Annotated in this window: 19 protein-coding genes; 15 read left to right on the top strand and 4 right to left on the bottom strand. The window is 62.3% G+C overall.

Features of this window, described 5'->3' with window-relative positions; genetic code table 11:
- The first annotated feature begins 78 nt into the window (after positions 1-78).
- Complete coding sequence (locus tag ACODR6_RS15290) at positions 79-1,326, top strand: TCR/Tet family MFS transporter (protein WP_112715679.1); 1,248 nt, start codon at positions 79-81, stop codon at positions 1,324-1,326.
- Between the two features lie 178 nt (positions 1,327-1,504).
- Positions 1,505-2,908, top strand: coding sequence for an MATE family efflux transporter (locus tag ACODR6_RS15285; RefSeq protein ID WP_489022832.1), 1,404 nt, complete (start codon positions 1,505-1,507; stop codon positions 2,906-2,908).
- 16 nt (positions 2,909-2,924) lie between these two features.
- Here the strand turns inward: ACODR6_RS15285 and ACODR6_RS15280 are convergent, their stop codons facing one another.
- The gene (locus ACODR6_RS15280) at positions 2,925-3,245 is read right to left on the bottom strand and encodes an antibiotic biosynthesis monooxygenase family protein (RefSeq protein ID WP_489022831.1); all 321 of its coding nucleotides are present in this window, start codon (positions 3,243-3,245) and stop codon (positions 2,925-2,927) included.
- 115 nt (positions 3,246-3,360) lie between these two features.
- Here ACODR6_RS15280 and ACODR6_RS15275 point away from each other — a divergent pair, with 115 nt between their 5' ends.
- Positions 3,361-4,365 (top strand): acyltransferase family protein, encoded by a 1,005-nt coding sequence (locus tag ACODR6_RS15275; RefSeq protein ID WP_489022830.1) that lies wholly within the window; start codon positions 3,361-3,363, stop codon positions 4,363-4,365.
- 10 nt (positions 4,366-4,375) lie between these two features.
- Here the strand turns inward: ACODR6_RS15275 and carA are convergent, their stop codons facing one another.
- Complete coding sequence (gene carA, locus ACODR6_RS15270) at positions 4,376-5,581, bottom strand: glutamine-hydrolyzing carbamoyl-phosphate synthase small subunit (protein WP_489023138.1); 1,206 nt, start codon at positions 5,579-5,581, stop codon at positions 4,376-4,378.
- A 270-nt stretch (positions 5,582-5,851) separates the two neighbouring features.
- Here carA and ACODR6_RS15265 point away from each other — a divergent pair, with 270 nt between their 5' ends.
- Positions 5,852-6,304: a GatB/YqeY domain-containing protein gene (locus ACODR6_RS15265; protein ID WP_112715671.1), complete on the top strand. Its 453-nt coding sequence runs from the start codon at positions 5,852-5,854 to the stop codon at positions 6,302-6,304.
- Here the strand turns inward: ACODR6_RS15265 and ACODR6_RS15260 are convergent, their stop codons facing one another.
- The gene (locus ACODR6_RS15260) at positions 6,305-7,162 is read right to left on the bottom strand and encodes a hypothetical protein (RefSeq protein ID WP_112715669.1); all 858 of its coding nucleotides are present in this window, start codon (positions 7,160-7,162) and stop codon (positions 6,305-6,307) included.
- A 688-nt stretch (positions 7,163-7,850) separates the two neighbouring features.
- Between ACODR6_RS15260 and dnaG the strand changes: the two genes are divergently transcribed.
- The 10 genes from dnaG to ACODR6_RS15210 all read left to right on the top strand — a co-directional run bounded on the left by dnaG (position 7,851) and on the right by ACODR6_RS15210 (position 21,192).
- Positions 7,851-9,848: a DNA primase gene (gene dnaG / locus ACODR6_RS15255; RefSeq protein WP_489022829.1), complete on the top strand. Its 1,998-nt coding sequence runs from the start codon at positions 7,851-7,853 to the stop codon at positions 9,846-9,848.
- Entirely contained in the window at positions 9,848-11,704 is a 1,857-nt protein-coding gene (gene recQ / locus ACODR6_RS15250) for a DNA helicase RecQ (protein ID WP_489022828.1), read from the top strand. Before dnaG ends, recQ begins: the two co-directional genes overlap by 1 nt.
- 133 nt (positions 11,705-11,837) lie before the next feature.
- A complete protein-coding gene (locus ACODR6_RS15245; protein ID WP_489022827.1) occupies positions 11,838-13,025 on the top strand; it encodes a glycine C-acetyltransferase in 1,188 nt (395 codons plus the stop codon).
- Positions 13,026-13,216: 191 nt separating this feature from the next.
- Positions 13,217-14,254, top strand: a complete 1,038-nt coding sequence (gene tdh, locus ACODR6_RS15240; protein WP_449098790.1) for an L-threonine 3-dehydrogenase — start codon at positions 13,217-13,219, stop codon at positions 14,252-14,254.
- A gap of 577 nt (positions 14,255-14,831) precedes the next feature.
- The gene (gene rpoD, locus ACODR6_RS15235) at positions 14,832-16,889 is read left to right on the top strand and encodes an RNA polymerase sigma factor RpoD (RefSeq protein ID WP_112715661.1); all 2,058 of its coding nucleotides are present in this window, start codon (positions 14,832-14,834) and stop codon (positions 16,887-16,889) included.
- Positions 16,890-17,067: 178 nt separating this feature from the next.
- On the top strand, positions 17,068-17,778 hold the full coding sequence (locus tag ACODR6_RS15230) for a DUF930 domain-containing protein (protein WP_489022826.1): 711 nt from the start codon (positions 17,068-17,070) through the stop codon (positions 17,776-17,778).
- A gap of 103 nt (positions 17,779-17,881) precedes the next feature.
- Positions 17,882-19,144: a DUF930 domain-containing protein gene (locus ACODR6_RS15225; protein WP_489022825.1), complete on the top strand. Its 1,263-nt coding sequence runs from the start codon at positions 17,882-17,884 to the stop codon at positions 19,142-19,144.
- A 74-nt stretch (positions 19,145-19,218) separates the two neighbouring features.
- Positions 19,219-19,380 carry a hypothetical protein gene (locus tag ACODR6_RS15220; protein ID WP_199626942.1) on the top strand — a complete coding sequence of 54 codons (162 nt, stop codon included), beginning with the start codon at positions 19,219-19,221 and terminating at the stop codon, positions 19,378-19,380.
- 60 nt (positions 19,381-19,440) lie between these two features.
- Positions 19,441-20,238 (top strand): AraC family ligand binding domain-containing protein, encoded by a 798-nt coding sequence (locus tag ACODR6_RS15215; RefSeq protein ID WP_489022824.1) that lies wholly within the window; start codon positions 19,441-19,443, stop codon positions 20,236-20,238.
- A gap of 69 nt (positions 20,239-20,307) precedes the next feature.
- Positions 20,308-21,192 (top strand): DMT family transporter, encoded by an 885-nt coding sequence (locus ACODR6_RS15210; RefSeq protein ID WP_489022823.1) that lies wholly within the window; start codon positions 20,308-20,310, stop codon positions 21,190-21,192.
- Here the strand turns inward: ACODR6_RS15210 and ACODR6_RS15205 are convergent.
- On the bottom strand, positions 21,189-22,052 hold the full coding sequence (locus tag ACODR6_RS15205) for a helix-turn-helix domain-containing protein (protein ID WP_489022822.1): 864 nt from the start codon (positions 22,050-22,052) through the stop codon (positions 21,189-21,191). The two genes, ACODR6_RS15210 and ACODR6_RS15205, sit on opposite strands and share 4 nt — an antisense overlap.
- A gap of 132 nt (positions 22,053-22,184) precedes the next feature.
- On the opposite strand from ACODR6_RS15205, the gene ACODR6_RS15200 reads away from it, so the two are divergent.
- Positions 22,185-23,129 (top strand): phytanoyl-CoA dioxygenase family protein, encoded by a 945-nt coding sequence (locus ACODR6_RS15200; protein WP_489022821.1) that lies wholly within the window; start codon positions 22,185-22,187, stop codon positions 23,127-23,129.
- The last annotated feature ends 1 nt before the right edge of the window (position 23,130 follow it).

Below are 23,130 nucleotides of genomic sequence, written 5' to 3'. Positions count from 1 at the left end.
TTTTTCTGCTTCGGCTATGTAACATCCCCGGCGATCAGATCGTCTTTCCAGAAAACAACGCCTGTCGAGAGATGACCTATGCTTGATCCGAAATTCGTTCGCCGCGGACTTTTCCTCGTCTTCATGATCCTGTTTCTCGACGTCATCGGGATCGCCATCATCATGCCCGTGCTACCCGCCTATCTGGAGGAGCTGACGGGCGGCAATGTCAGCGATGCCGCGCTCGATGGCGGCTGGCTGCTCGTCGTCTATGCGGTGATGCAGTTTCTGTTTGCGCCGCTGCTCGGCAATCTCAGCGACCGTTTCGGCCGCCGGCCGGTGCTGCTTCTGTCGGTGCTGACCTTCGCGATCGATAACTTCATCTGCGCGATCGCCACCAGCTTCTGGATGCTGTTCGTCGGCCGGGCGCTGGCGGGCTTCAGCGGGGGGAGCTTCGCGACCTGTTCGGCCTATATCGCCGATATCAGCAATGACGAGAACCGGGCGAAGAATTTCGGCCTGATCGGCATCGCCTTCGGTGTCGGCTTCACCATCGGCCCAGTCATCGGCGGTTTCCTCGGCGAGTTCGGGCCGCGCGTGCCGTTCCTCGGTGCCGCGCTGCTGTCCTTCCTGAATTTCGTGGCCGCCTATTTCCTGCTGCCCGAAACGCTGGATGCCAAGCATCGCCGTCCGTTCGAACTGAAGCGCGCCAATCCGCTCGGCGCCTTGAAGCAGATGCGCAACTATCCGGGCATCGGCTGGATTGCGGCCGTGATGTTCCTGTTCTGGCTGGCGCATGCGGTCTATCCGGCCGTCTGGTCCTTCGTCGGCACCTACCGCTATGGCTGGAGCGAGGGGCAGATCGGCCTGTCGCTCGGCATCTACGGCATCGGCGCGGCGATCGTCATGGGTCTTATCCTGCCGAAGATCGTGCCGGTGCTCGGCGAATGGAAGACCGCGGTCGTCGGCTTGTGCTTCTCTGTGGTCGGCCTGACCGGCTATGCCTTCGCCTGGGAGGGCTGGGTTGTCTATGTCGTGATCGTGCTGACGGTGATGGAAAACATCGCCGATCCGCCGCTGCGCAGCATCGCCGCCGGCAAGGTGCCGCCTTCCGCACAGGGCGAACTGCAGGGCGCGCTGACCAGCCTCAGCAGCCTCACGACGATCATCGGCCCGGTGATCTTCACGCAGCTGTTCGGCTATTTTACCAAGCCGGATGCGCCGCTGACCTTTGCGGGCGCGCCATACCTGATGGCCGCCTTCTTCATCCTCGTCGCGGCACTGGTTCTGTTTGCGAAAGTGCGGCCGGCGAAGCAAAACGAAACGGCGGAAGCCTCTGCCGGATAGACCAATCGATACCTGAATGTCGATTTGTCTCGGCCATCAGATTTGGTGATGCTGTGATGAATAATTCAGCATTTGCCTATTTTAGGGTAGCTCTTGGCCGGGCTTTGATCTAAGGCCCGGTAATAGTCTTGCCGCCCGTGTGCGGCCGAAAACGATTCAAAACAATTGGACTTTTGCTATGGACGCGCCTCTCGACGTGCACAAGCTTGCGCCGCAAACCGACAACCACTGGGGATCGCATTTCCGTGCGACGCTGGCGCTCGGCATCCCGTTTATCGGCGCGCAGCTGGCCCAGCTCGGGATCAACACGACCGACGTGATGATCGTCGGGCGGCTCGGCGCCGAAAACCTGGCGGCGATGGTTCTCTCCGCGCAGTTCCTGTTCACCATCCTGATCTTCGGCTCGGGCTTCTCGATCGCCGTCATTCCGATGGTGGCGCAGGCTTATGGCCGCGGCGATATCGTCACCGTGCGCCGGTCGATGCGCATGGGTCTCTGGGTCGTCACCGCCTATTGGCTGATCATGCAGCCGGCCTTCTTCTATGCCGAGGAAATCCTGCTGGCCGCCGGGCAGAAGCCTGAAGTCGCCAAGCTCGCGCATGGCTATATTCTGATCGGCCATTTCGCCGTGCTGCCGGGGCTGCTCTATAACGTCATGCGGGCGCTGGTCAGCGCCATCGGCAAGGCTGCCGTGGTGCTGAACGTCACGATCGCCATGCTGGTGCTGAACGCGATCTTTGCGTACGTCCTCGTGCTTGGCCATTTCGGCTTTCCGGCCATGGGTCTGGAAGGCGCGGCCATCGTCTCCGTTGCCGTGCAGACGGCGGGCTTCCTGTTCATCCTCGCCTATGTGCAGATGAAGGAGGAGACGCGGCGCTACGAGATCCTGGTGCGCTTCTGGCGCCCGGACTGGCATGCGCTCTGGGACGTTGTGCGCCTCGGCCTGCCGATCAGCGTGACGATCCTTGCCGAGGTCAGCCTGTTTACCGCGGCGTCGCTGCTGATGGGCCATATCGGCACGATCGAGCTCGCAGCACATGGTATCGCCCTGCAATGGGCGTCGATCGCCTTCATGATCCCGCTCGGCCTCAGCCAGGCGGCGACCGTCAGGATCGGGATCGCGCACGGTCAGGGGGATCATCAGGCCGTTGTCCGGGCTTCGGTCGCGGTCATGGCGATTGCTGCGTCGCTTGCGGCAATCGGCGGCGTGCTGTTTGCGATCATGCCGGAATTCTTCGCCCGCTGGTTCCTCGATGTCAGCCGTCCGGAAGCGCCTGAGGTGCTCGCCTATGCCGGTCCGCTGATCGTTGTCGCCGGCCTGTTCCAGCTGGTCGATGGCATCCAGGCGATCGCCAGCGGCCTGCTGCGCGGCCTGAAGGACGCGCGCGTGCCGATGATCCTGGCGCTGATCGCCTATTGGCCGATCGGCTTCTTCCTGGCTTGGCTGCTTGCCTTCCTGCTCGGCTTCGGTGGCGTCGGCATCTGGTTCGGTTTCCTGGTGGGCCTGGCGGCCGCTGCGACGATGCTCTGCGCCCGCTTTTATATTCTGGTGCGCCGGGAAGGCGGGATGGCCGCCGCCTAACGGCGGCCATCGCCACTCAGGCCGCAACCGGCCGGTAGCTGGCGATATCGGCGCGAATGCCGAGCCGCTGGAACAGCGCCTGCGGATCGAGCCTGCAGGCCTTCTGCGCGGCCTGAACCGCCGCCTTGACGCGCTCGGCGACTTCGGCGCTTTCCCACTGGGCGATGGTCACGAAATTGAATTCGCCGGGGCCGGAGACCTGCTCGAGCACCGAGTGCCCCATGAAGCCGGGCTGCACCTGCAGCACCTCATGCACCATCAGCACGTTCAGCAGAAATTCCTCGCGCGCCGCCTCCGGCACCACGAACTTGTCAACGCGGTAAAAGCCGCCGTTCATCCATCATCTCCTTGATTTCGATGTCACGGCTACCTCTGTAATTCCTCAAGTTAAGTTGAGGTCAAGAGCTCTGCCGCCCAATGAAAGCCGGTGGGTTCATACCTTTGATAAAGGAATGGACACTAGGCTGGCGGGCATCGAGGTAGCGGGTTCAACGTGCGCCATGGCTTTTCCGGGTATCGAGCTTCTGAGAGTGATCGGCATCTTTGCCGTGGTCATCATCCATGCCAACGCGGTGGGGCTGTTCGGCGAATGGAAGACGACGGGCTTCGTGCTGGATGAGCTTTGCCGCTTCGCCGTCCCCTGCTTCTTTGTCGTTTCGGGTTTCTTCTGGAAGACAGAGGCGATCGAGCGGCCTTGGCGGGCGATCGGCGCGTTGGCCGCCAAGCTTCTGCCGCTCTATGCATTCTGGCTTCTGTTCTATTTCGCAGCCGAGTTCTCGGAACTCTTCTATCCCCGGCTCTACGGCCGCGATTTCATCGTCGCGCTGGTGCCGTTTTCGGGAGGGCCGGGTTTCCATCTCTGGTTCCTGCCGGCGCTTTTCATCGGTGTGTCGCTGTGCTGGCTGTCGCTGCGCTATGTCGGGGCAGCGCTGACGGCGGCGGCCTGCGTTCTGCTCTATCTGGCGGGCGTGATCTTCGGCACTTATGGCGACCTGATCGGTATCCATCTTCCGCTCGTTGCCTATCGCAACGGGATATTCGAGGCGCCGCTCTTCGTGTTGTCCGGCTTCATGCTGCGCCGCTATCTACCGCGCTTCACGACGGCGCAGTTTGCGCTGCTCGGTCTGGCGGGACTTGCGCTTCATCTGGCAGAAGGCTTTGCCGTCAGCACATCAAGCCTTGGTCACGACTATTCGTTCGGCACCATCGCCGCGGCGATCGGCATCACAGGCCTCGCCACCCGGCTGTCGCAGGCACGCGATTACGGATGGGGCCGGGATGTGCTCGGCGCCTATCTCATCCATCTTTTCATCTTGAAAACGGTGGCAGCGCATCTGCCGGTCAGCGGGCCGCTCTGGGCTCTTTCAATCGCAGCTATCGTCGCTGCAGCCAGCCTCGGCCTATCCCGGCTGTTCAAGCAGACGCCGGTTTCCCGGCGTCTGGTGGCTCTTTCCTAGAATTCAGTTCTTAGCGTTCGGCGAGAGCCGCTTCGCCCTTCTTGGCGCGCACCATGTTGATGAAGCGGCGGAAGAGGTAGTGGCTGTCCTGCGGGCCGGGAGAGGCTTCCGGGTGGTGCTGGACCGAGAAGATCTGCTTGCCGGAAACGCGCAGGCCGCAATTGGTGCCGTCGAACAGCGAAACGTGAGTCTCCTCAACGCCTTCGGGCAGCGACTTCGTGTCAACCGCGAAGCCGTGGTTCATCGAGACGATTTCGACCTTGCCAGTCGTATGATCCTTGACCGGATGATTGGCGCCGTGATGACCCTGGTGCATCTTTTCGGTCTTGGCGCCGAGCGCGAGGCCCAGCATCTGGTGGCCGAGGCAGATGCCGAAGACCGGGATATCGGTGGCGATCAGCTTCTGGATGACGGGAACGGCATATTCGCCGGTGGCGGCCGGGTCTCCCGGGCCGTTCGACAGGAAGATGCCGTCCGGCTGCATGGCGAGCACGTCTTCAGCGCTCGTCGTTGCCGGCATCACGGTGACCTTGCAGTCGAGACCGGCGAAGAGGCGCAGGATGTTGCGCTTGACGCCGTAGTCGAGGCAGACGACGTGGTACTTGGCGTCGCCGGCGGCGAGTTCGCCGTAGCCTTCGTTCCAGATCCAGGGCGTCTGCGTCCACTGCGAGGACTGGCCGGACGAGGCGATCTTGGCGAGGTCGAGACCTTCCAGGCCGCTCCAGGCCTTGGCTTCAGCCTTCAGCGTGTCGATGTCGAAGACGCCGTTCGGGTCATGGGCGATGACAGCGTTCGGCGAACCGTTCTCGCGGATCCAGGCGGTCAGCGCGCGGGTATCGACGCCGCAGAGGCCGATGATGCCGCGGGCCTTCAGCCAGGCGTCGAGATGCTTGGCGGCGCGGTAGTTGGAGGGTTCGGTGATGTCGGCCTTGAAGATGACGCCGACCGCGCCGTGGCGTGCTGCCGGCGTCAGGTCTTCGATGTCTTCGTCATTGGTGCCGATATTGCCGATATGCGGGAAGGTGAAGGTGACGATCTGGCCGAGATAGGAGGGGTCGGTGAGGATTTCCTCGTATCCGGTCAGTGCCGTGTTGAACACCACTTCGGCCTGAACCTTGCCGGTCGCGCCGATCCCCTTGCCTTCGATCAAGGTGCCATCTGCGAGAACGAGCAGGGCGGTCGGCTTTTCGGTGGTCCAGGGGGCTGTCGCGGTCATCTTCATCCCGTTTTCCGGCGGCTCGCGGCGGTTTCGCCGGGCGGCCATTTGTGTTCGCAAGCGTATGGGCACGGCTCGTCGCCGCGCGTCTCGGGCCTGATCACGAATTTTGGTGCAGGTGGCGGTAGATAGCCATGCTCCTGCCTGCCGTCAATCTTTTCTAACGCATTGCAGCACGCTTTTCCTGCGCTTTCTGGCCGCAATATCGCAATTTATTTGATCCCGGCCATCGGCGTGGTTTATGTAGCGCCATTCAACAGGAGTGAAAAAATGCTGCGCGATCAACTCGCCACCGCGCTCAAGGACGCGATGAAATCCAAGAATGCCGAGCGTCTTTCGACCGTTCGCCTGATTCAGGCGGGGATCAAGGATCGCGATATCGCCAATCGCGGCGCCGGCAAGGAAGAGGCCAGCGACGACGAGATTCTGCAGATCCTCGCCAAGATGGTGAAGCAGCGCGACGAATCGGCCAAGATCTACGACGAGAACGCGCGCCCCGAACTCGCCACCAAGGAACGCGCCGAAATCGCCGTGATCCAGGACTTCATGCCGAAGCAGCTGTCGGACGCGGAAGTGCGCGCCAATATCTCAGCGATCATCGCCGAAACCGGCGCCGAAGGACCCAAGGACATGGGCAAGGTGATGGCCGCTCTGAAGGAGCGCTATGCCGGCCAGATGGATTTCTCCAAGGCTTCGGGCGCCGTCAAGGAACTCTTGAAGTAATCAGACCGCGGGGCCGAGCACAGCCTCGGCCGCCGCATCGACGACCGCGAATTTTGCCGCCTGGTAATTGCGGTATTCGAGGATAAAGCCGCGTGAGAGCCACAGATCGCCCTTGCGCGGCGGCTCGTCCCAGCCGACGCTTCCCATCTCGCCGGCCTGCGTCAGCAGCCGCTTCAGATGCGTATTCGAGATCATGAACTTGGTACGGAGCTCGCCGAGCGAGACCGGCCCGATCGAGACGCGCTCCTGCGCCGGGTCGAAAGGCGGCAGGCGCGACATCAGGTAGTCCATCACCAGACCGCCGGAGTTTGCCCAGTTGAAGAGATTGTAGGTGGCGCCGGGATCGCGCACCGGATTGGTCTCAAGGATCGCCAAAGCAATCAATGGTTGAATTTTTGCGATCAGATTGGGCTCGGCAGTTACCTTTTCGGCGCGCTTGCCGCCGTCCAGGTTGTCGAGGATGAAAAGGTGGGTCACCAGCCATTTCAGGAAGTGCTGTTCTGCCGTTTCGGTCGGCTCGACAAGGCGCGTGCGGCGGTCCGCCTGGCCGGTCGAGGGGCGCAGGAAGCGGTAGACGAGCATTTCCTGCAGGAAGGCTGCCGCCGTGTTGCGGCTGGCGATCTTGTTGCTGACGATAAAATCGACGAAGCGCCCGGAATATAGACCTTTTTTGTCTTCGCCGGGCAGACCGTAGTGCAAAGCAAAGCCTGCATGCGCCATCAGCCATCGCTGCTGCGCAGCAAAGATCGAGGCGATTCTCGGGCTTTCTTTATAGATTGCCAGCATCTCATTGGCGCAGATCAGTACTGCACCAAAGAAGCGGTCATCATTTGCAAGTGTTTCGGCGGAGACGGACATCAGTGAACTCTAGCGGGCAATGGATATTCCATTTGCGCTCAGGGTTCGCCGAGTCAATGTCCATTTTCATACAAATGTCCCAAAAATGGTGAGGGCAGTTAACCAGCAAGGTTAAATTGCAAAAATCTGGAACAGCTATGCCGGAAATTAAAGAAGGCAGGAGCTGGGGGCGCTCCTGCCTTCTTGCTCTTTGCGGCCGCCAGTGACGCTGGGCCTAAGCCCACACTGGCGGTTTATTTGCAAAGGCACCCTTGCGAGGCGGCGCCGGGGGTAGGGATGGTGCCTCGCTCGGGGATCGCTTTGATGAGAAGACGGTATTGCGATGCAGCGGAGTATTCAAATTACAAAAATATAATAATTGGGTTGTGACCCCCGGCAATGCCCGCTTTGGCTTTTCATTAGCACGCTTTTTATCAGCCGTTTTTCTGCCGGTTGTGCAGGTCAACCATTTGAAATCGTATAAATATGATCTTTTTCATATGCATTTTGGCGAACTTGAAAACAGGCGTGACACGCGCCCGAAGTGCACAATTGTCGCACCCTGTCGCAGGCAGGCGTCACGCTTTGTTGATGTTCATTTTTTTATCCAAAGCGGGGCCGTCAACCCTGTGAATAGCTGGGGTTTCCGGCAAAGTGCGTGGCGACCTGCGTCAAACCTGCTTATATGATGGTTCACCACGAGGTTCTGATGCGCTTTTCCAATTCCTTTCTCGATGACATACGCGACCGCGTCCAGATTTCGGATGTGATCGGCCGGCGTGTCAGTTGGGACAAGCGCAAGACCAATGTGCCGCGCGGCGACTATTGGGCCTGCTGCCCGTTCCATGGCGAGAAGTCGCCGAGCTTTCATTGCGAGGATCGCAAGGGCCGCTACCACTGCTTCGGTTGCGGCGTCACCGGCGATCATTTCCGGTTCCTGACGGAGCTTGAAGGCTTAAGCTTCCCCGAGGCCGTGCAGCAGATCGCCGATATGGCGGGCGTGCCGATGCCGGTCGCCGATCCGGCGATGGAAAAGCGCGAGAAGGAGCGGACCTCGCTTCTCGACGTCATGGAACTCGCGACACAGTTCTTCCAGGATCAGCTGCAGACGGCAAATGGCGCACGCGCGCGTGCCTATCTGCGCGACCGCGGCCTGACCGGGCGGACGATCGAGACCTTTAGACTCGGCTTTGCGCCCGACAGCCGCAATGCGCTGAAGGAGTTCCTGTCGGGCAAGGGTGTCGGCAAGGAGCAGATCGAGGCCTGCGGTCTTGTGGTGCACGGGTCCGACATTCCGGTCAGCTACGACCGGTTCCGCGATCGAATCATGTTTCCGATCCTGTCGTCACGGGAAAAGGTGATCGCCTTCGGCGGCCGCGCTATGTCGCCGGATGCGCCGGCGAAATATCTGAACTCGAACGAGACCGAGCTCTTCCACAAGGGACAGGTGCTCTACAATTTCGCCCGTGCGCGCCGCTCGCTGCAGGGGGCGGACGGAGAGCCGACGGTGATTGCCGTCGAAGGCTATATGGATGTCATCGCCCTGCATCAGGCGGGCGTCGAGAATGCCGTGGCGCCGCTTGGAACGGCGCTGACCGAGAATCAGCTCGATCTTCTCTGGAAGATGACATCGCAGCCGGTGCTCTGCTTCGATGGCGATGGCGCCGGTATCCGCGCCGCCAACCGCGCCGCCGATCTCGCTCTGCCGCATCTAAAGCCGGGGCGCACCGTGCGTTTTGCGCTGCTGCCCGATGGCAAGGACCCCGACGATCTCGTGCGCAACGAGGGCCGGGCGCCGTTCGACAAGGTGATGAGCCAGGCGAAGCCGCTCGCCGAGATGCTCTGGGGCCGCGAGGCCGGCGGCGGCAATTTCGATACGCCGGAAGCGCGCGCCGAGCTGGAAGCGCGGCTGAAACAGATGGTGTTGGTGATCGGCGACGAGAACGTCCGCCGCCATTACCAGCAGGACATCCGCGACCGTCTCAACAAGTTCTTCCAGCCGCAGTTCCAGAACCGGGGCAACGACCGGCGCAGCTTCGAACGGAGCGGCGGCGGTGGCAATTTCCGCGGCAAGGACGGGCAGGGGCGGCCTTCGCCGGGCGGTGCGCGCACGGTCAATCTGGTTTCCGAGCGGCTCGCCCGCTCCGGCCTGGTGCGCGGCCATCAGGAAATTCCGGCCCTGCGCGAAAGCGTGCTGGCGCTGACAGTCATCAACCATCCGGCGCTGATGCAGGACGAGTATGACGAGATCGCCGCCGTCGAATACGACAATCGCGATCTGCAGCGGCTGTGGTCGGCGATGCTGGGTGCGGCAGCGATGGTCGCCAGCCCACATCTGACGCGCGAGTATCTGTTCGAGGAGCTCGAGCGCCAGGACTTCACCGGTCTGCTGAAGGGGCTTGATCAGCAGGTGCGCAATGCGCGCCTGTGGACGGCGACCGAGCAGGCGGCGATGGAGGACGCACGCGAGGGCTACCGCCAGGCGCTGGCCTTCCACAAGCGCGCCAAGGCGCTGCGCTGGCAGAAGATCGAGCTTGAGCGCGAGATCGCCGAGGCAACCGAAGAGGGCAATGCCGAGATCATCGACCAGCTGATGCGCGCCCTGCAGGAAGTGCATTTCGAAGGATTGCGGCTTGAGAACCAGGAGGCGATCATCGACGGCTTCGGCGTGCTCTCCGGCCGGGTCAAGGGTGCGGCGAGCCATTGATGGACGGCGGTGACAAGGCATTTTCGGCGGGTGGCGCGCTGTTCGGCAATGGCCGGGCGCCGCTTGATATTCTCAAGCGCGTCTATGGCTATCCGGCCTTCCGCGGCAAGCAGCAGCAGGTCGTCGAACATGTGACCTCGGGCGGCGATGCTGTCGTGCTGTTTCCGACTGGGGCGGGCAAATCGCTCTGTTTCCAGATCCCGGCGCTCTGCCGCGAGGGTCTCGGCATCGTCGTTTCGCCGCTGATTGCGCTGATGCGCGATCAGGTGGAGGCGATGAAGCAGCTCGGCATCCGCGCCGCGGCGCTGAACTCGACGATCACCCGAGAGGAATATGTCGATATCCGCCGCGCGATCTCGTCCGGCAATCTCGACCTCCTCTATGTGACGCCCGAGCGTATCCTGATGGAGGGCTTCCGCGAGATCATCGGCGAGGCCCGGATCGCGTTGTTTGCGATCGACGAAGCCCACTGTGTCTCCCAGTGGGGACATGACTTCCGGCCCGAATATCGCGAGCTCGGCAGGCTTTCGGAGCACTATCCGGGCGTGCCGCGCATCGCGCTGACGGCGACGGCCGATCCGCATACGCGCGAAGACATCATCGAGCGGCTGAGGCTCGGCAATGCCGAGGTCTTCACCACCAGCTTCGACCGGCCGAATATCGCCTACGAAATCGTCGAGCGCGACCAGCCGCGCCAGCAGCTGTTGCGGTTCCTCTCCGGCCACAAGGGCAATAGCGGCATCGTCTATTGCCTGTCACGCGCCAAGGTCGAGGACACCGCCGAGTGGCTGAACACCCAGGGCATCCGGGCGCTCGCCTATCACGCCGGCATGGACCGGGCGATGCGCGACGCCAACCAGGACGCGTTCCTGAAGGAAGACGAGCTCTGCCTCGTCGCCACCGTCGCCTTCGGCATGGGCATCGACAAGCCGAATGTGCGCTATGTCGCTCATCTCGATCTGCCAGGTTCCGTCGAGGCCTATTATCAGGAGACCGGCCGCGCCGGACGCGATGGCCTGCCGTCTGAAGTCTGGATGGCCTATGGCATGGCTGATGTCATCCAGCGCCGGCGGATGATCGATGAGGGCAATGCGGCCGACGAGATCAAGCGCATCGAGCGCGGCAAGCTGAACGCGCTGCTCGCCATCTGCGAGACCGCCTCCTGCCGCCGCCAGGCGATCCTGGCGCATTTCGGCGAGGCGCATGCGGGCGGCTGCGGCAGCTGTGACACCTGCACCAAGCCCGTCGAGACCTGGGATGGCACGGAGGCGGCAATCAAGGCGCTTGCCGCCGTCTATCGCACCGGCGAGCGCTTCGGCACCGGCCACGTCATCGACGTGCTGCTTGGCACCGTCAACGAGAAGACCGAGCGTTTCGGCCATACGACGATGCCGGTCTTCGGCGCCGGCAAGGATATCGCCGCGAAAACCTGGCAATCGATCTTCCGGCAGCTGCTGGCCATGGGCTTGGTCCGTATCGACCATGATGCCTATGGTGCGATGAAGCTCGAGGCGGAGGCGCGCGCCGTCTTCAAGCACGAGCGGCAGGTCCACTTCCGCAAGGACCGGGCAGTCGCCGGGCGCAATAGCCGCAAGGCCGAGCGCACCAACCGTCATGCCGGTCTGTCGGGCGCCGACGGCCTGCTCTTCGAGGCGCTGAGAGCCGAGCGCACCTCGATCGCCAAATCGCTCGGCGTGCCGCCCTATGTCGTCTTCCCGGACACGACGCTGATCGCCTTCGCCACCGAACGGCCCCGCAGCCGCAAGGAGATGCTGGATATCTCCGGCGTCGGCCAATCGAAGCTGGAGCGCTATGGCGAAGCGTTTCTGGACGTGATCCTCAGTCACGATGAGTGAGAGCGCGCGATAGCGTCGCGCTGTTGAAATAGCCAAACCGAAAATATTTCGTACCGGATCGGCGACATCTGCACTTGCTTTGTGCTAATTGCAGCGCCCATCGGAGGAATTTTTCGGGATATCGGCGTTTACAATGACAAAAGCATTTCTTTCTCACATCACCACCGAGCTTGCTTCCCTCAGGGAGGCCGGGCTTTACAAGTCCGAGCGGGTCATCACCTCGAAGCAGGCCGGCGAAATTGCCGTTGCTTCGGGCGAGCGGGTTCTGAACTTCTGTGCCAACAATTATCTCGGCCTCGCCGACAACGAGGAGCTTGCCGAGGCCGGCAAGAAGGCGCTCGACCGGTATGGCTACGGCATGGCGTCGGTGCGCTTCATCTGCGGCACGCAGGAGGAGCACAAGGCGCTCGAGGCGCGCATCTCCTCGTTCCTCGGCATGGAAGATACGATCCTTTATTCCTCCTGCTTCGATGCCAATGGCGGTCTCTTCGAGACGCTGCTCGGCGAAGAGGATGCGATCATTTCCGATGCGCTGAACCATGCCTCGATCATCGACGGCGTGCGTCTCTCCAAGGCCAAGCGCTTCCGCTATGCCAACAACGATATGGCGGCACTCGAAGAAGAGCTGAAGAAGGCCGAAGGCAGCCGTTTCAAGATGATCGCCACCGATGGCGTGTTCTCGATGGACGGCATCATCGCCAATCTGCAGGGTGTCTGCGATCTCGCCGACAAGTACGGCGCGATGGTCATGGTCGATGACAGCCATGCCGTCGGCTTCGTCGGCAAGAAAGGTCGCGGCTCGGCCGAATATTGCGGCGTCGAGGGACGGGTGGATATCATCACCGGCACGCTCGGCAAGGCACTTGGCGGTGCTTCAGGCGGCTATACGTCCGGCAAGGCCGAAGTGATCGACTGGCTACGGCAGCGTTCGCGGCCCTACCTGTTCTCGAACACGCTGGCGCCGGTCATTGCGGCTGCTTCGCTGAAGGTCTTCGACCTGATCGAGAACGGCGATGCGCTGCGCGAGAAGCTGACGGCCAATGCCACGCTGTTCCGCTCCGAAATGACCAAGCTCGGCTTCACGCTGGCCGGCGAGGGGCATGCGATCATTCCGGTGATGCTCGGCGATGCGAAGCTGGCGCAGGATATGGCGGCGCTGATGCTGAAGAAGGGCGTCTACGTCGTCGGCTTCTCCTTCCCTGTGGTGCCGAAGGGCCAGGCGCGTATTCGCACCCAGATGTCTGCAGCGCATTCGAAGGCTGATGTCGAGCGGGCGATTGCGGTGTTTGCGGAAGCGGGCAGGGAGCTCGGGGTTATCTGACGGCTTGCGGCCTCTTCCCTTCTCCCCAGCGGGGAGAAGGTGGCCCGAAGGGCCGGATGAGGGGGCCCCTAGCTATATTGCAAATTAATTGATGCCGTGCCGCGCGGCCCCCTCATCCGCCCTAGCGGGCACCTTCTCCCTGAGGGGAGAAGGGAAGGTGGAGCCAGCGGAAGCCAAGAGGAAATAATCTGATGTCGAACATGATGAAGGCGCTGGTGAAGTCGAAGGCGGAGGTCGGGCTCTGGATGGAGAGCGTGCCTGTGCCGGAGGTCGGCCCGAACGACGTGCTGATCCGCGTGAAGAAGTCTGCGATCTGCGGTACCGACGTGCATATCTGGAACTGGGACCAGTGGGCGCAGAAGACCATTCCGGTGCCGATGGTCGTCGGTCACGAGTTCTGCGGCGAGATCGCCGAGGTCGGCTCCGCGGTCACCAAGTACCATGTCGGCGAGCGTGTCTCCGGTGAGGGACATATCGTCTGCGGCAAGTGCCGCAACTGCCGGGCGGGCAGGGGTCATCTCTGCCGCAACACGCTCGGCGTCGGCGTCAACCGGCCGGGCTCGTTCGGCGAGTTCGTCTGCATTCCGGAAGCCAATGTCGTGCCGATCCCGGATGATATTCCGGATGAGATCGCCGCGATCTTCGATCCGTTCGGCAATGCCGTCCACACCGCGCTCTCCTTCGACCTCGTTGGCGAAGACGTGCTGGTCACCGGCGCCGGTCCGATCGGCATCATGGGCGCGCTGGTCGCCAAGCGTTCGGGCGCCCGCAAGGTCGTCATCACCGACATCAACCCGAACCGCCTCGATCTCGCCCGCAAGCTCGGCATCGATTACGTCGTCGACGCCTCGAAGGAAAACCTGGCCGACGTCATGAAGTCGATCGGCATGACCGAGGGCTTCGACGTCGGTCTTGAGATGTCGGGTGCGGCACCTGCCTTCCGCGACATGATCGACAAGATGAACAATGGCGGCAAGATCGCCATCCTCGGCATTGCGCCGGCCGGTTTCGAGATCGACTGGAACAAGGTGATCTTCAAGATGCTGAACCTCAAGGGCATCTATGGCCGTGAGATGTTCGAGACCTGGTACAAGATGATCGCCTTCGTGCAGGGCGGGCTCGATCTGTCGCCGGTCATCACGCACCGCATCAAGATCGACGAATTCCGCGATGGCTTCGAGGCGATGCGCTCGGGCAATTCCGGCAAGGTGGTGATGGACTGGATGTAAACAGCGAGGCGACCGCGCCGGATGGAACGGCGATGGCGGCGATCAAGCTGCGCTGCGTTCCGGCGATCGATCTCGGGTCGTTGAAGATCAACCCCTATGATGGCCTGCCGCAGTAACGATCTATACTGCGGCAGCCTGGACGAGATGCTCTTCAGGTCACTATAAAACCGCAGTTGACTCGGATATGAGGGCGCATGAGCTTTGCGCTCTTGTCTTTCACCGGTGACATCCTATCTAAGGCTGGCAATCGCTTGAGCGGTTCCTCTGCCTGTGGATAAGGCATTTTCCGTGTTTTCGGCGGCTTTTTTTGTGGAAAAGCTTGACGAGATCAAAAATTGTGGGAATCACCGTTCGACTTGAAGCGGTGAACTTGGGTCAAGGCGGATCGCACTAACCATGGCCGGAAATTTCGAAGCATTGAAGCTCTGTCATCCGGCGCCGGCAATCGTGGTTAATCAGGCTTTAAAGGTCATCCCGTTAGGTGGGTGAAATTGATTCGAAGCGAGCGTTGATGCGCGCGTTTCGAAGCGGCTTCGCACCAGCGAGTTTGGATAGCGTCAGGAAGGCGACGACATAAATGGCAACGAAGGTCAAAGAGAACGAAGAAGCGGAAGTCGAACGCGACGGCGCAACCGACGGCCCTCTTCTCGATCTTTCCGATGACGCGGTCAAGAAGATGATCAAGGCCGCGAAGAAGCGCGGCTATGTGACGATGGACGAGCTGAATGCCGTTCTTCCGTCCGAAGAAGTGACGTCCGAACAGATCGAAGACACGATGGCGATGCTGTCCGACATGGGCATCAACGTGATCGAGGACGAAGAAGCTGAGGAAGCCCAGGGCGGCGCCGGCAGCGACGACGACGACAGCGGCAGCGACGACGACAACGAAGGCGGCGAACTCGCGCCTTCGAGCGGCACTGCGCTTGCGACCACGAAGAAGAAGGAACCGACCGATCGTACCGACGATCCGGTGCGCATGTATCTGCGCGAAATGGGTTCCGTCGAGCTTCTGTCGCGCGAAGGCGAAATCGCCATCGCCAAGCGCATCGAGGCTGGCCGCGAAACGATGATCGCCGGTCTCTGCGAGAGCCCGCTGACCTTCCAGGCCATCATCATCTGGCGCGACGAACTGAACGAAGGCACGACGCTGCTGCGCGAGATCATCGATCTCGAAACCACCTATTCCGGTCCGGAAGCCAAGGCTGCTCCGCAGTTCCAGAGCCCCGAGAAGATCGAAGCCGACCGCAAGGCGGCTGAAGAGAAGGAAAAGACCCGCCGCGCCCGTTCGGGTGACGACGACATCACCGATGTCGGCGGCGAAGGCATGCCGATCGAGGAAGAGGAAGAGGACGAAGACGAGTCCAACCTCTCGCTCGCCGCGATGGAAGCCGAGCTGCGCCCGCAGGTTATGGAAACTCTCGACCTGATCGCCGAGACCTACAAGAAGCTGCGCAAGCTGCAGGACCAGCAGGTCGAGCAGCGCCTTGCCGCGACCGGCACGCTGTCTTCCGCCCAGGAGCGCCGCTACAAGGAGCTCAAGGACGAACTGATCAAGGCCGTCAAGTCGCTGTCGCTGAACCAGAACCGCATCGAGGCTCTGGTCGAGCAGCTTTACGACATCAACAAGCGCCTCGTGCAGAACGAAGGCCGCCTGTTGCGTCTGGCCGAATCCTACGGCGTCAAGCGCGACTCGTTCCTGGAACAGTACCAGGGCGCCGAGCTCGACCCGAACTGGATGAAGTCGATCGCCAATCTGGCCGCCCGCGGCTGGAAGGAATTCGCCAAGGGCGAAAACACGACGATCCGCGACATCCGCCAGGAGATCCAGAATCTCGCAACGGAAACCGGCATCTCGATCTCGGAATTCCGCCGCATCGTGCATATGGTGCAGAAGGGCGAGCGCGAAGCGCGTATTGCCAAGAAGGAAATGGTCGAAGCGAACCTTCGCCTCGTTATTTCGATCGCCAAGAAGTACACGAACCGCGGTCTGCAGTTCCTCGACCTCATTCAGGAAGGCAATATCGGCCTGATGAAGGCGGTCGACAAGTTCGAATACCGCCGCGGTTACAAGTTCTCGACCTATGCGACGTGGTGGATCCGTCAGGCGATCACCCGCTCGATCGCCGACCAGGCCCGCACGATCCGTATTCCGGTGCACATGATCGAAACGATCAACAAGATCGTTCGTACCTCGCGCCAGATGCTGCACGAGATCGGCCGCGAGCCGACGCCGGAAGAACTGGCCGAAAAGCTCGCCATGCCGCTCGAAAAGGTCCGCAAGGTCCTGAAGATCGCCAAGGAACCGATCTCGCTCGAAACGCCTGTCGGTGACGAAGAAGATTCGCACCTCGGCGATTTCATCGAGGACAAGAACGCGCTGCTGCCGATCGACGCCGCCATCCAGGCGAACCTGCGCGAAACGACGACCCGTGTTCTGGCATCGCTGACACCGCGCGAAGAGCGCGTTCTGCGCATGCGCTTCGGCATCGGCATGAACACCGACCACACGCTCGAAGAAGTCGGCCAGCAGTTTTCGGTTACCCGCGAACGTATCCGCCAGATTGAAGCGAAGGCGCTGCGCAAACTGAAGCATCCGAGCCGCAGCCGCAAGCTGCGCTCGTTCCTCGACAGCTAAGCGATCAACACGACGAAATCGAAAGCCCGGCCTCAGTGCCGGGCTTTTCTTTTGGCGGAATGCAACCGGCGCGCTTGCTGCCTCCGTCCCGCCATAATCGAATCGAGGATGGGCGCAGTTCCACGAGCATCGGGCCGCACATGATGAATGCCTCCTGCTTCCACTATCCCGCAATCTGATGGCTGCCGCGACGCGCTCGTTCGAGGAGAGGGTCGGCTGGGGTGGGCCGGCGTCGCTTGCGCTGCATGCCGCCTGTCTTGCCCTGCTTCTGATCTATCTGCCGAAACCGCGGATTTTTCGTACGCCGCCTGACGACAGCGTCAGCGTGGAAATCGTGCCTGTTGCCGCTCGATCCGAGCCCGCAGCACCGCCTGCAGACATCAGGCCGCAGCCGCAGCAAGCGCCCGCCACTCCACTTGCGCCTCCTGCTGCCGATCAGCCGGGCAGGGTGCTGGTGCCGCCGGTGATCAAACCGGCTCCGTCTCCGGATGCGCTGGTTCCGGCCCGGCAGCTTTTTTCCGGTGGCGTGCTCAGCGATCCCCGCAGCAAGAAGGCGCGGGCGGCATTGCGGCAGCTCTCCGGTGACGAGCGCAATCTGCAGCTTTGCGGTCTCGAGGCCATGGAGCAGGTTCGCAGAACGCGTCCCGGCAGCAATCCGGATGCGATCGCGCCCTATGCGATGGCGCTGGAGCGGATCAGGGGCGGGAGCATCGAGGTGAAAGGCGGCGCATTTCGCAGCAAGCGCCTCTGGTACGCGATCCGCTTCAGCTGCGAGGTGGGCGAGGGCTCGGGGGCGGTGCGCTCCTTTGCTTTCGCGATCGGCGATGCCATTCCGAAGGATTTGTGGCGGGAACACAATCTGGTTGCCGATGACGGAGCGGCGGACTGAGCTCTTCACGGCAAATTGCCGGGAAATCGCGTGGCTTTTGCTTTTGCGGCTTGATGCTGCCTGCTTTTGACGCCACATCGGCATCACGTGGTTTAATGGTGGCATGCAGAAGCTAACGAACAAGCGTTTGGCAGGGATCAGTTCAGGTGTGGCGGCGTCGATCGCGCTGCATGCCCTGGTCGCGGCCGTCCTGTTGTTCAAGATGCCGCTGCCGCAGACGGAGCCGGAGAAGGAGGAGGCCGTACAGGTCGATCTCGTGCCGCCGCCGGAGGAAAAGAAGGAAGAGCCGAAGCCGGAAGAGAAGAAGCCGGAAGAGCAGGCGAAGAAGGAGGAGCCGCCTCCACCGCCGCCGCCGCCACCGGAGGAGAAAAAGCCCGAGGAGAAGGCAAAGGAAGAGCCGCCTCCGCCGCCTCCTGAAGAAAAGAAGGCTGAAGAGAAGAAGGCGGAAGAGCCGAAACCCGAGGAAAAGAAGCCGGAGGAACAGGCAGAGCAGGAGCCGCCACCTCCGCCGCCGCCGCCATCACCGCCTCCGCCTCCGCCGGAAGAGAAGAAGGCCGAGCAGTTGAAAGCCGAACCGCCGAAGGCCGAGCAGCAAGCAGAGAACAAGCAGGCCGATGGCAAGCAGGGGCAGGGTGCGCCGATGCCGGTTCTGAAACCCGTGTTCCAGTTCGGCGACAAGGATAGTGGTCCGAAAAAATCCGACGCTGGCAATTCGTCGACCGGCGAAGTGAAGCCGGCGACCAGCGCGCCCGACCATAAGGACGAGACCGGCGAGCCGAAGCCCGCGGCCGATGCCGGCGACAAGCCGGATGCGCCGAAGGAGCCGCCGGCCAAGCCCGTGCCTGACGATATCGATCTGCCGCAGGTGGATATCGCCGACGCGCATTCGCAGAATAATGCGCCTGCCGTCGATGCTGCCGGCGAGGCCGTGACCAGCATCGAGCAGGCAAAGCCGGTCGAGCAGAAACCGACCGAGCCGGACAAGCCGGATGCGCCGAAGAAGGATGAGCTTGCCGAGGCGAAGACGCTGTTTTCGCTTGACGAGAGCGATGACCCCGTGGCGCGGACGGCGATGCTCGGCATTCCCCGCGGGCGGCGTGCGGCGCAGCTCTGCAGCACCGAGCTTCGTGAGCAGCTGGTGCATGGATCGCCCGCCTACCGGCCGGTGATCGTGCCGATGTATGGGCTCGCCAAGGGTACGGTGCTCGACGTCAAGCGCGGCGCCTTCCGCACCGCCGAGACCTGGTACGACGTGCAGTTCCGCTGCGAGGTCAACGAGGATGCGACGGCAATCGTTTCCTTCGCGCTCGATGTCGGCAGTGCGGTGCCGCGCAGCCAGTGGCGCAGCAGGCGCTTCCCGGAATAGGGTCAGCCCTGCGCAAGACAGCCCTCCTATTCTTCCTCCATCGCCGATGTTGCGGTGAATGAAAGGACGATGATATGTCGAACGATATCGAGCATTACCTCGAAACCCAGGATGAGGCCGTCGCCCTCCGTTTCCTCGAAAACAAGTCGGACGAACTGACCGATATCCTGGTCGCAGCCCTCGAAGACGCGCTGCTGATCCTCTCTGAAGAATTCGGACCGCAGACGGTCCACTGATCGCCAATATTGCGCCGCAGCCCGCGGGCTGGCACTCTTCCGTTCGAAGAGGAGTGTGGCATGGATGGCGGTTTCAGGATGCACCGCTCGGCGGTATCCGGTGTCGAGGCCGTCGAGGCTGCGACAGGCCGGAGCTTCTCCCGCCATACGCACGAGCAGTTCGGCATCGGGCTGATCCATCGCGGCGCGCAGAAATCGCTCAGCGGCCGCGGCATGGTCGAGGCCGAAGCGGGTGATGTCATCACCGTCAATCCGAACGAGGTGCATGACGGCATGCCCGTCGGCGATGCCAGAGCGTGGCGCATCCTGTATTTCGATCCTGACATGTTTCTGAGCCTGGCTGCGGAGGCGGCCGAGGGCTCTTCGATGCGTTTCGAGATCCCGCGTCCTGTCATGCGCGATGGCTTGATCGCCCGGCGCTTTCAGGCGCTGTTTGCGGCTGTCACCGGCGGGGCGGATGCGATGCGTTCAGAGGAGCTGCTGCTCGGCCTGACGGCGGATATTTTGCGCGAGGGCAGCGAGGCGGAGGCCGATCTGTTGATTCCGTCCTCGGTCGCCCGTGCCCGAGATCTCATCGATGACGATCCCTCCGGGGATATCTCGCTTGCCCGGATGGCACGCGAAAGCGGGCTCAGCCGCTTCCAGCTCGTTCGCGCCTTCAGCAGGGCGACGGGGCTGACGCCGCATGCCTATCTGGTGCAAGCGCGGGTGCATCTGGCGCGGCGGCTCATCGGCGGGAAAATGCCGCTGGCCGAAGTGGCCGCCGCCAGCGGCTTTGCCGATCAGAGTCACATGACGCGGGCATTCACGGCGCGTTATGGCCTGGCGCCCGGCGTTTATGCCCGCGGCCGCTCCTGAGCCTGCAATTTCCTTCAAGACCGCAGCGAACCTTTGGCGTCATCTCGCTCCCGATCCAGGGGAGTTCTCATGACACGGAAACAACAGGGCTACATCTATCTGACGCTGGCAATGACGACGGTCGGCAGCACCGTGATTGCCAGCAAGCTGATCTCGGCGGGGCTAACGCCATTCACGGCAACGGCGCTGAGGTTTGCCGTGGCCTTTCCGTGCTTCATACTGCTGATGCGGCTGACCGGTGCCCGGCTGCCGAAGCTTTCGCGGCATGACTGGATCATTCTTGTCATTCAGGCGGCGGCGGGAAGCGTTGGTTATACGACGTTGCTGATTTCGGGCCTGTCGATGACTTCGGCCGCCAATGCGGGAGTGATCATCGGCACGCTGCCGGTGGTTTCGGCCGGGATCTCGATCCTGCTGCTGCGCGAGCGGCCGGACCGCTTCCTGCTTCTCGCGATCGGGCTTGCGGCGGCGGGCGTCTTCTCGATCGTGCTGGCGCCGGGGGCGGGCGACGGGTCACTGCGCGGTGATATCGTCATCTTCGGCGCGGTGCTCTGCGAGGGGCTGTTCATCCTGCTCAACAAGCGGCTGAAGACGGAGATTGCGCCGCTGGTGCAATCGACGCTGATGACGGCGATCGGCTTTTGCGCGGCGGCCATTCCGGCGCTCTTCGAAAGCCATGCGTTCCCGGCCGCGTCCTCGGCGGCATTGCTCTCCGTCGTCTATTACGCGCTGGTGCCGACGGTCGCCGGGTTCATGCTCTGGTATGCGGGGGCGGAGAGGGTGAGCGGGGCGGAGGCTTCGCTGTTTACGGCGATCGCGCCGGTCTCGGCGGTGATCTTCGCCTTCCTGCTGCTTGGTGAGCCGGTCGGGCTGCATCAGATCGCGGGCATCGGCTGCGTGCTGGCCGCGGTGCTGGGGCTTGCGCTGAATGGCAGGCGCAGGCGTCCAGCCTAGCTCTTGCGGAAATGGGCGCGGTAGTCTCGCGGCGTCATGCCTTTTTCGGCGCGGAACTGGCGATTGAAATTGGCGAGTGACGCGTATCCGACGGCATCGGCGATATGGGCGACCGGCTGGTTCGTCGAGGAGAGGCGGGCGCAGGCATCGCCGATCCGCATGCGGATCAGGTAGTCGCTGACCGTCGTGCCGGTGTGGCGGCGGAACATGCGGTGCAGGCCGGAGACGCTGAGAGCCGCGATATCGGCGAGCTCCTCCAGCGTCACCGGGCCGGCGTAGTTGACATGCAGGTGGGTGAGCACCCGGTCGATGCGCTCGCGGCTTTCCTGCAGCGCCGGCTGATGGCCGGGCGCGCTGGCGAGCGGCACGGCCTGGCGGTCGGCGGCGACCTGGCCGAGGATGGCGAGCAGCGACAGCAGGCGCTCGGCCGGTTCACGGTCGAAGATCGTCTCGAATTCGGCGCGGACGGCCTCTCCGGTCTGGCGGGAGAACTGCAACCCGTTCTGGCCGCGGGCCATCAGCTGCTCGATCGGCCTGAGTTCCACGGCGCCCGCCGTCATCTGCCGCATCCATTCGGGGTGAAACCACAGAACCAAGGCGCGATGCGGCTGGCCGGGATCGAGCTTCTCACGCGAGGCCCAGGTGTGGGGCAGGTTGGGGCCGACCAGCACGAGGTCGCCATCCTCATATTCGCCTGTGTGATCGCCGATGAAGCGCTGGCCGGCGGAATTCAGCGTCAGCGTCAGCTCGAATTCCGGATGGTGGTGCCATTCGAAGGGGATGGCATCGTCGAGCCGCCGGTTGAGCATCGGCCAACTGGTATCGGATTGCCGGGGCAGGACTTCGAGAAATGCTCTCATTGGGCGCCTGATTGATGCAAGACGCCAGAATAGTATCATAAGGCGCCAAACGCGGGCAACATCGCCGCGCGCTTGCGGCTACACTCCTCTCATCGCCTGACAGTACAGGGATGACGGCAATGGGAGAGACACATGCAGCAGGCAGCAGCCATCAAGCGCGACGCGCATCCGACCACTTCGTCGAGCACCACGCAGCTCAAGGATATCAAGAAGAAGCTTCCGCTTCGCGTTCTCTCGGAGGAGGACTGGCAGCACTGGACCAAGAAGGGCTACGTCATTGTCCGTCAGGCGGTGCCTGCGGAGAATGTCGAGCGGCTTGTGGAGGTGCTCTGGCGTTTTGACGAGAAGGACCCGAACGATCCTTCGACTTGGTACGCGCCGCAGCGCCGCGAACACAAGATGAAGGAACTCAACAACACCGGCATGCTGGAGATCTACAATCACCAGGCTCTGTGGGACAACCGGATGGAAAAGCGCGTCTATGACGTGTTCGTCGACATCTGGGACCGCGAAGACCTGTGGGTGACGATCGACCGCGCCAACCTGAACCCGCCGAAGAAGGTCAAGGGCAATCCCAACGGCTTCATCCACTGGGACGTCGATACCTCGATCGACCCGCTGCCGATCGGTGTACAGGCGGTGCTGAGCCTCAAGAAGCAGGACGGCGATGTCGGCGGCTTCCAGTGTGTCCCCTATCTCTTCGAGCATTACGACGAGTGGGTGAAGACGCAGCCTGAAGATCGCGATCCGATGCACCCTGATATGACCGGTCTTTCGACCGAGAATATCAGCATGGAGCCGGGCGACCTGATGATCTTCAACTCGCTGCTCGCCCACGGCGTTCGCCCCAACCACTCCGAAAACCGCGTCCGCATGGCGCAGTATATCTCCATGCACCCGGCGGAATTCGACAATGCCGAAGAACGCGAAGAGCGCATCCGCCTCTGGCGCGAACTCGACAGCCCGAAGCGCGACGCCTTCCCGGGCGATCCGCGCGAATGGGAAAAGCACAATGCGACGACAGCGGAACTGACGCCGCTGGGACGCAAGCTGCTCGGGCTGGATCGCTGGGCTTAAT

The organism is Rhizobium sp. FG96 (genome assembly GCF_057808655.1).
The sequence above is the reverse complement of the archived record's forward strand: the minus strand, read 5'-3'. Positions and strand labels throughout refer to the sequence as shown.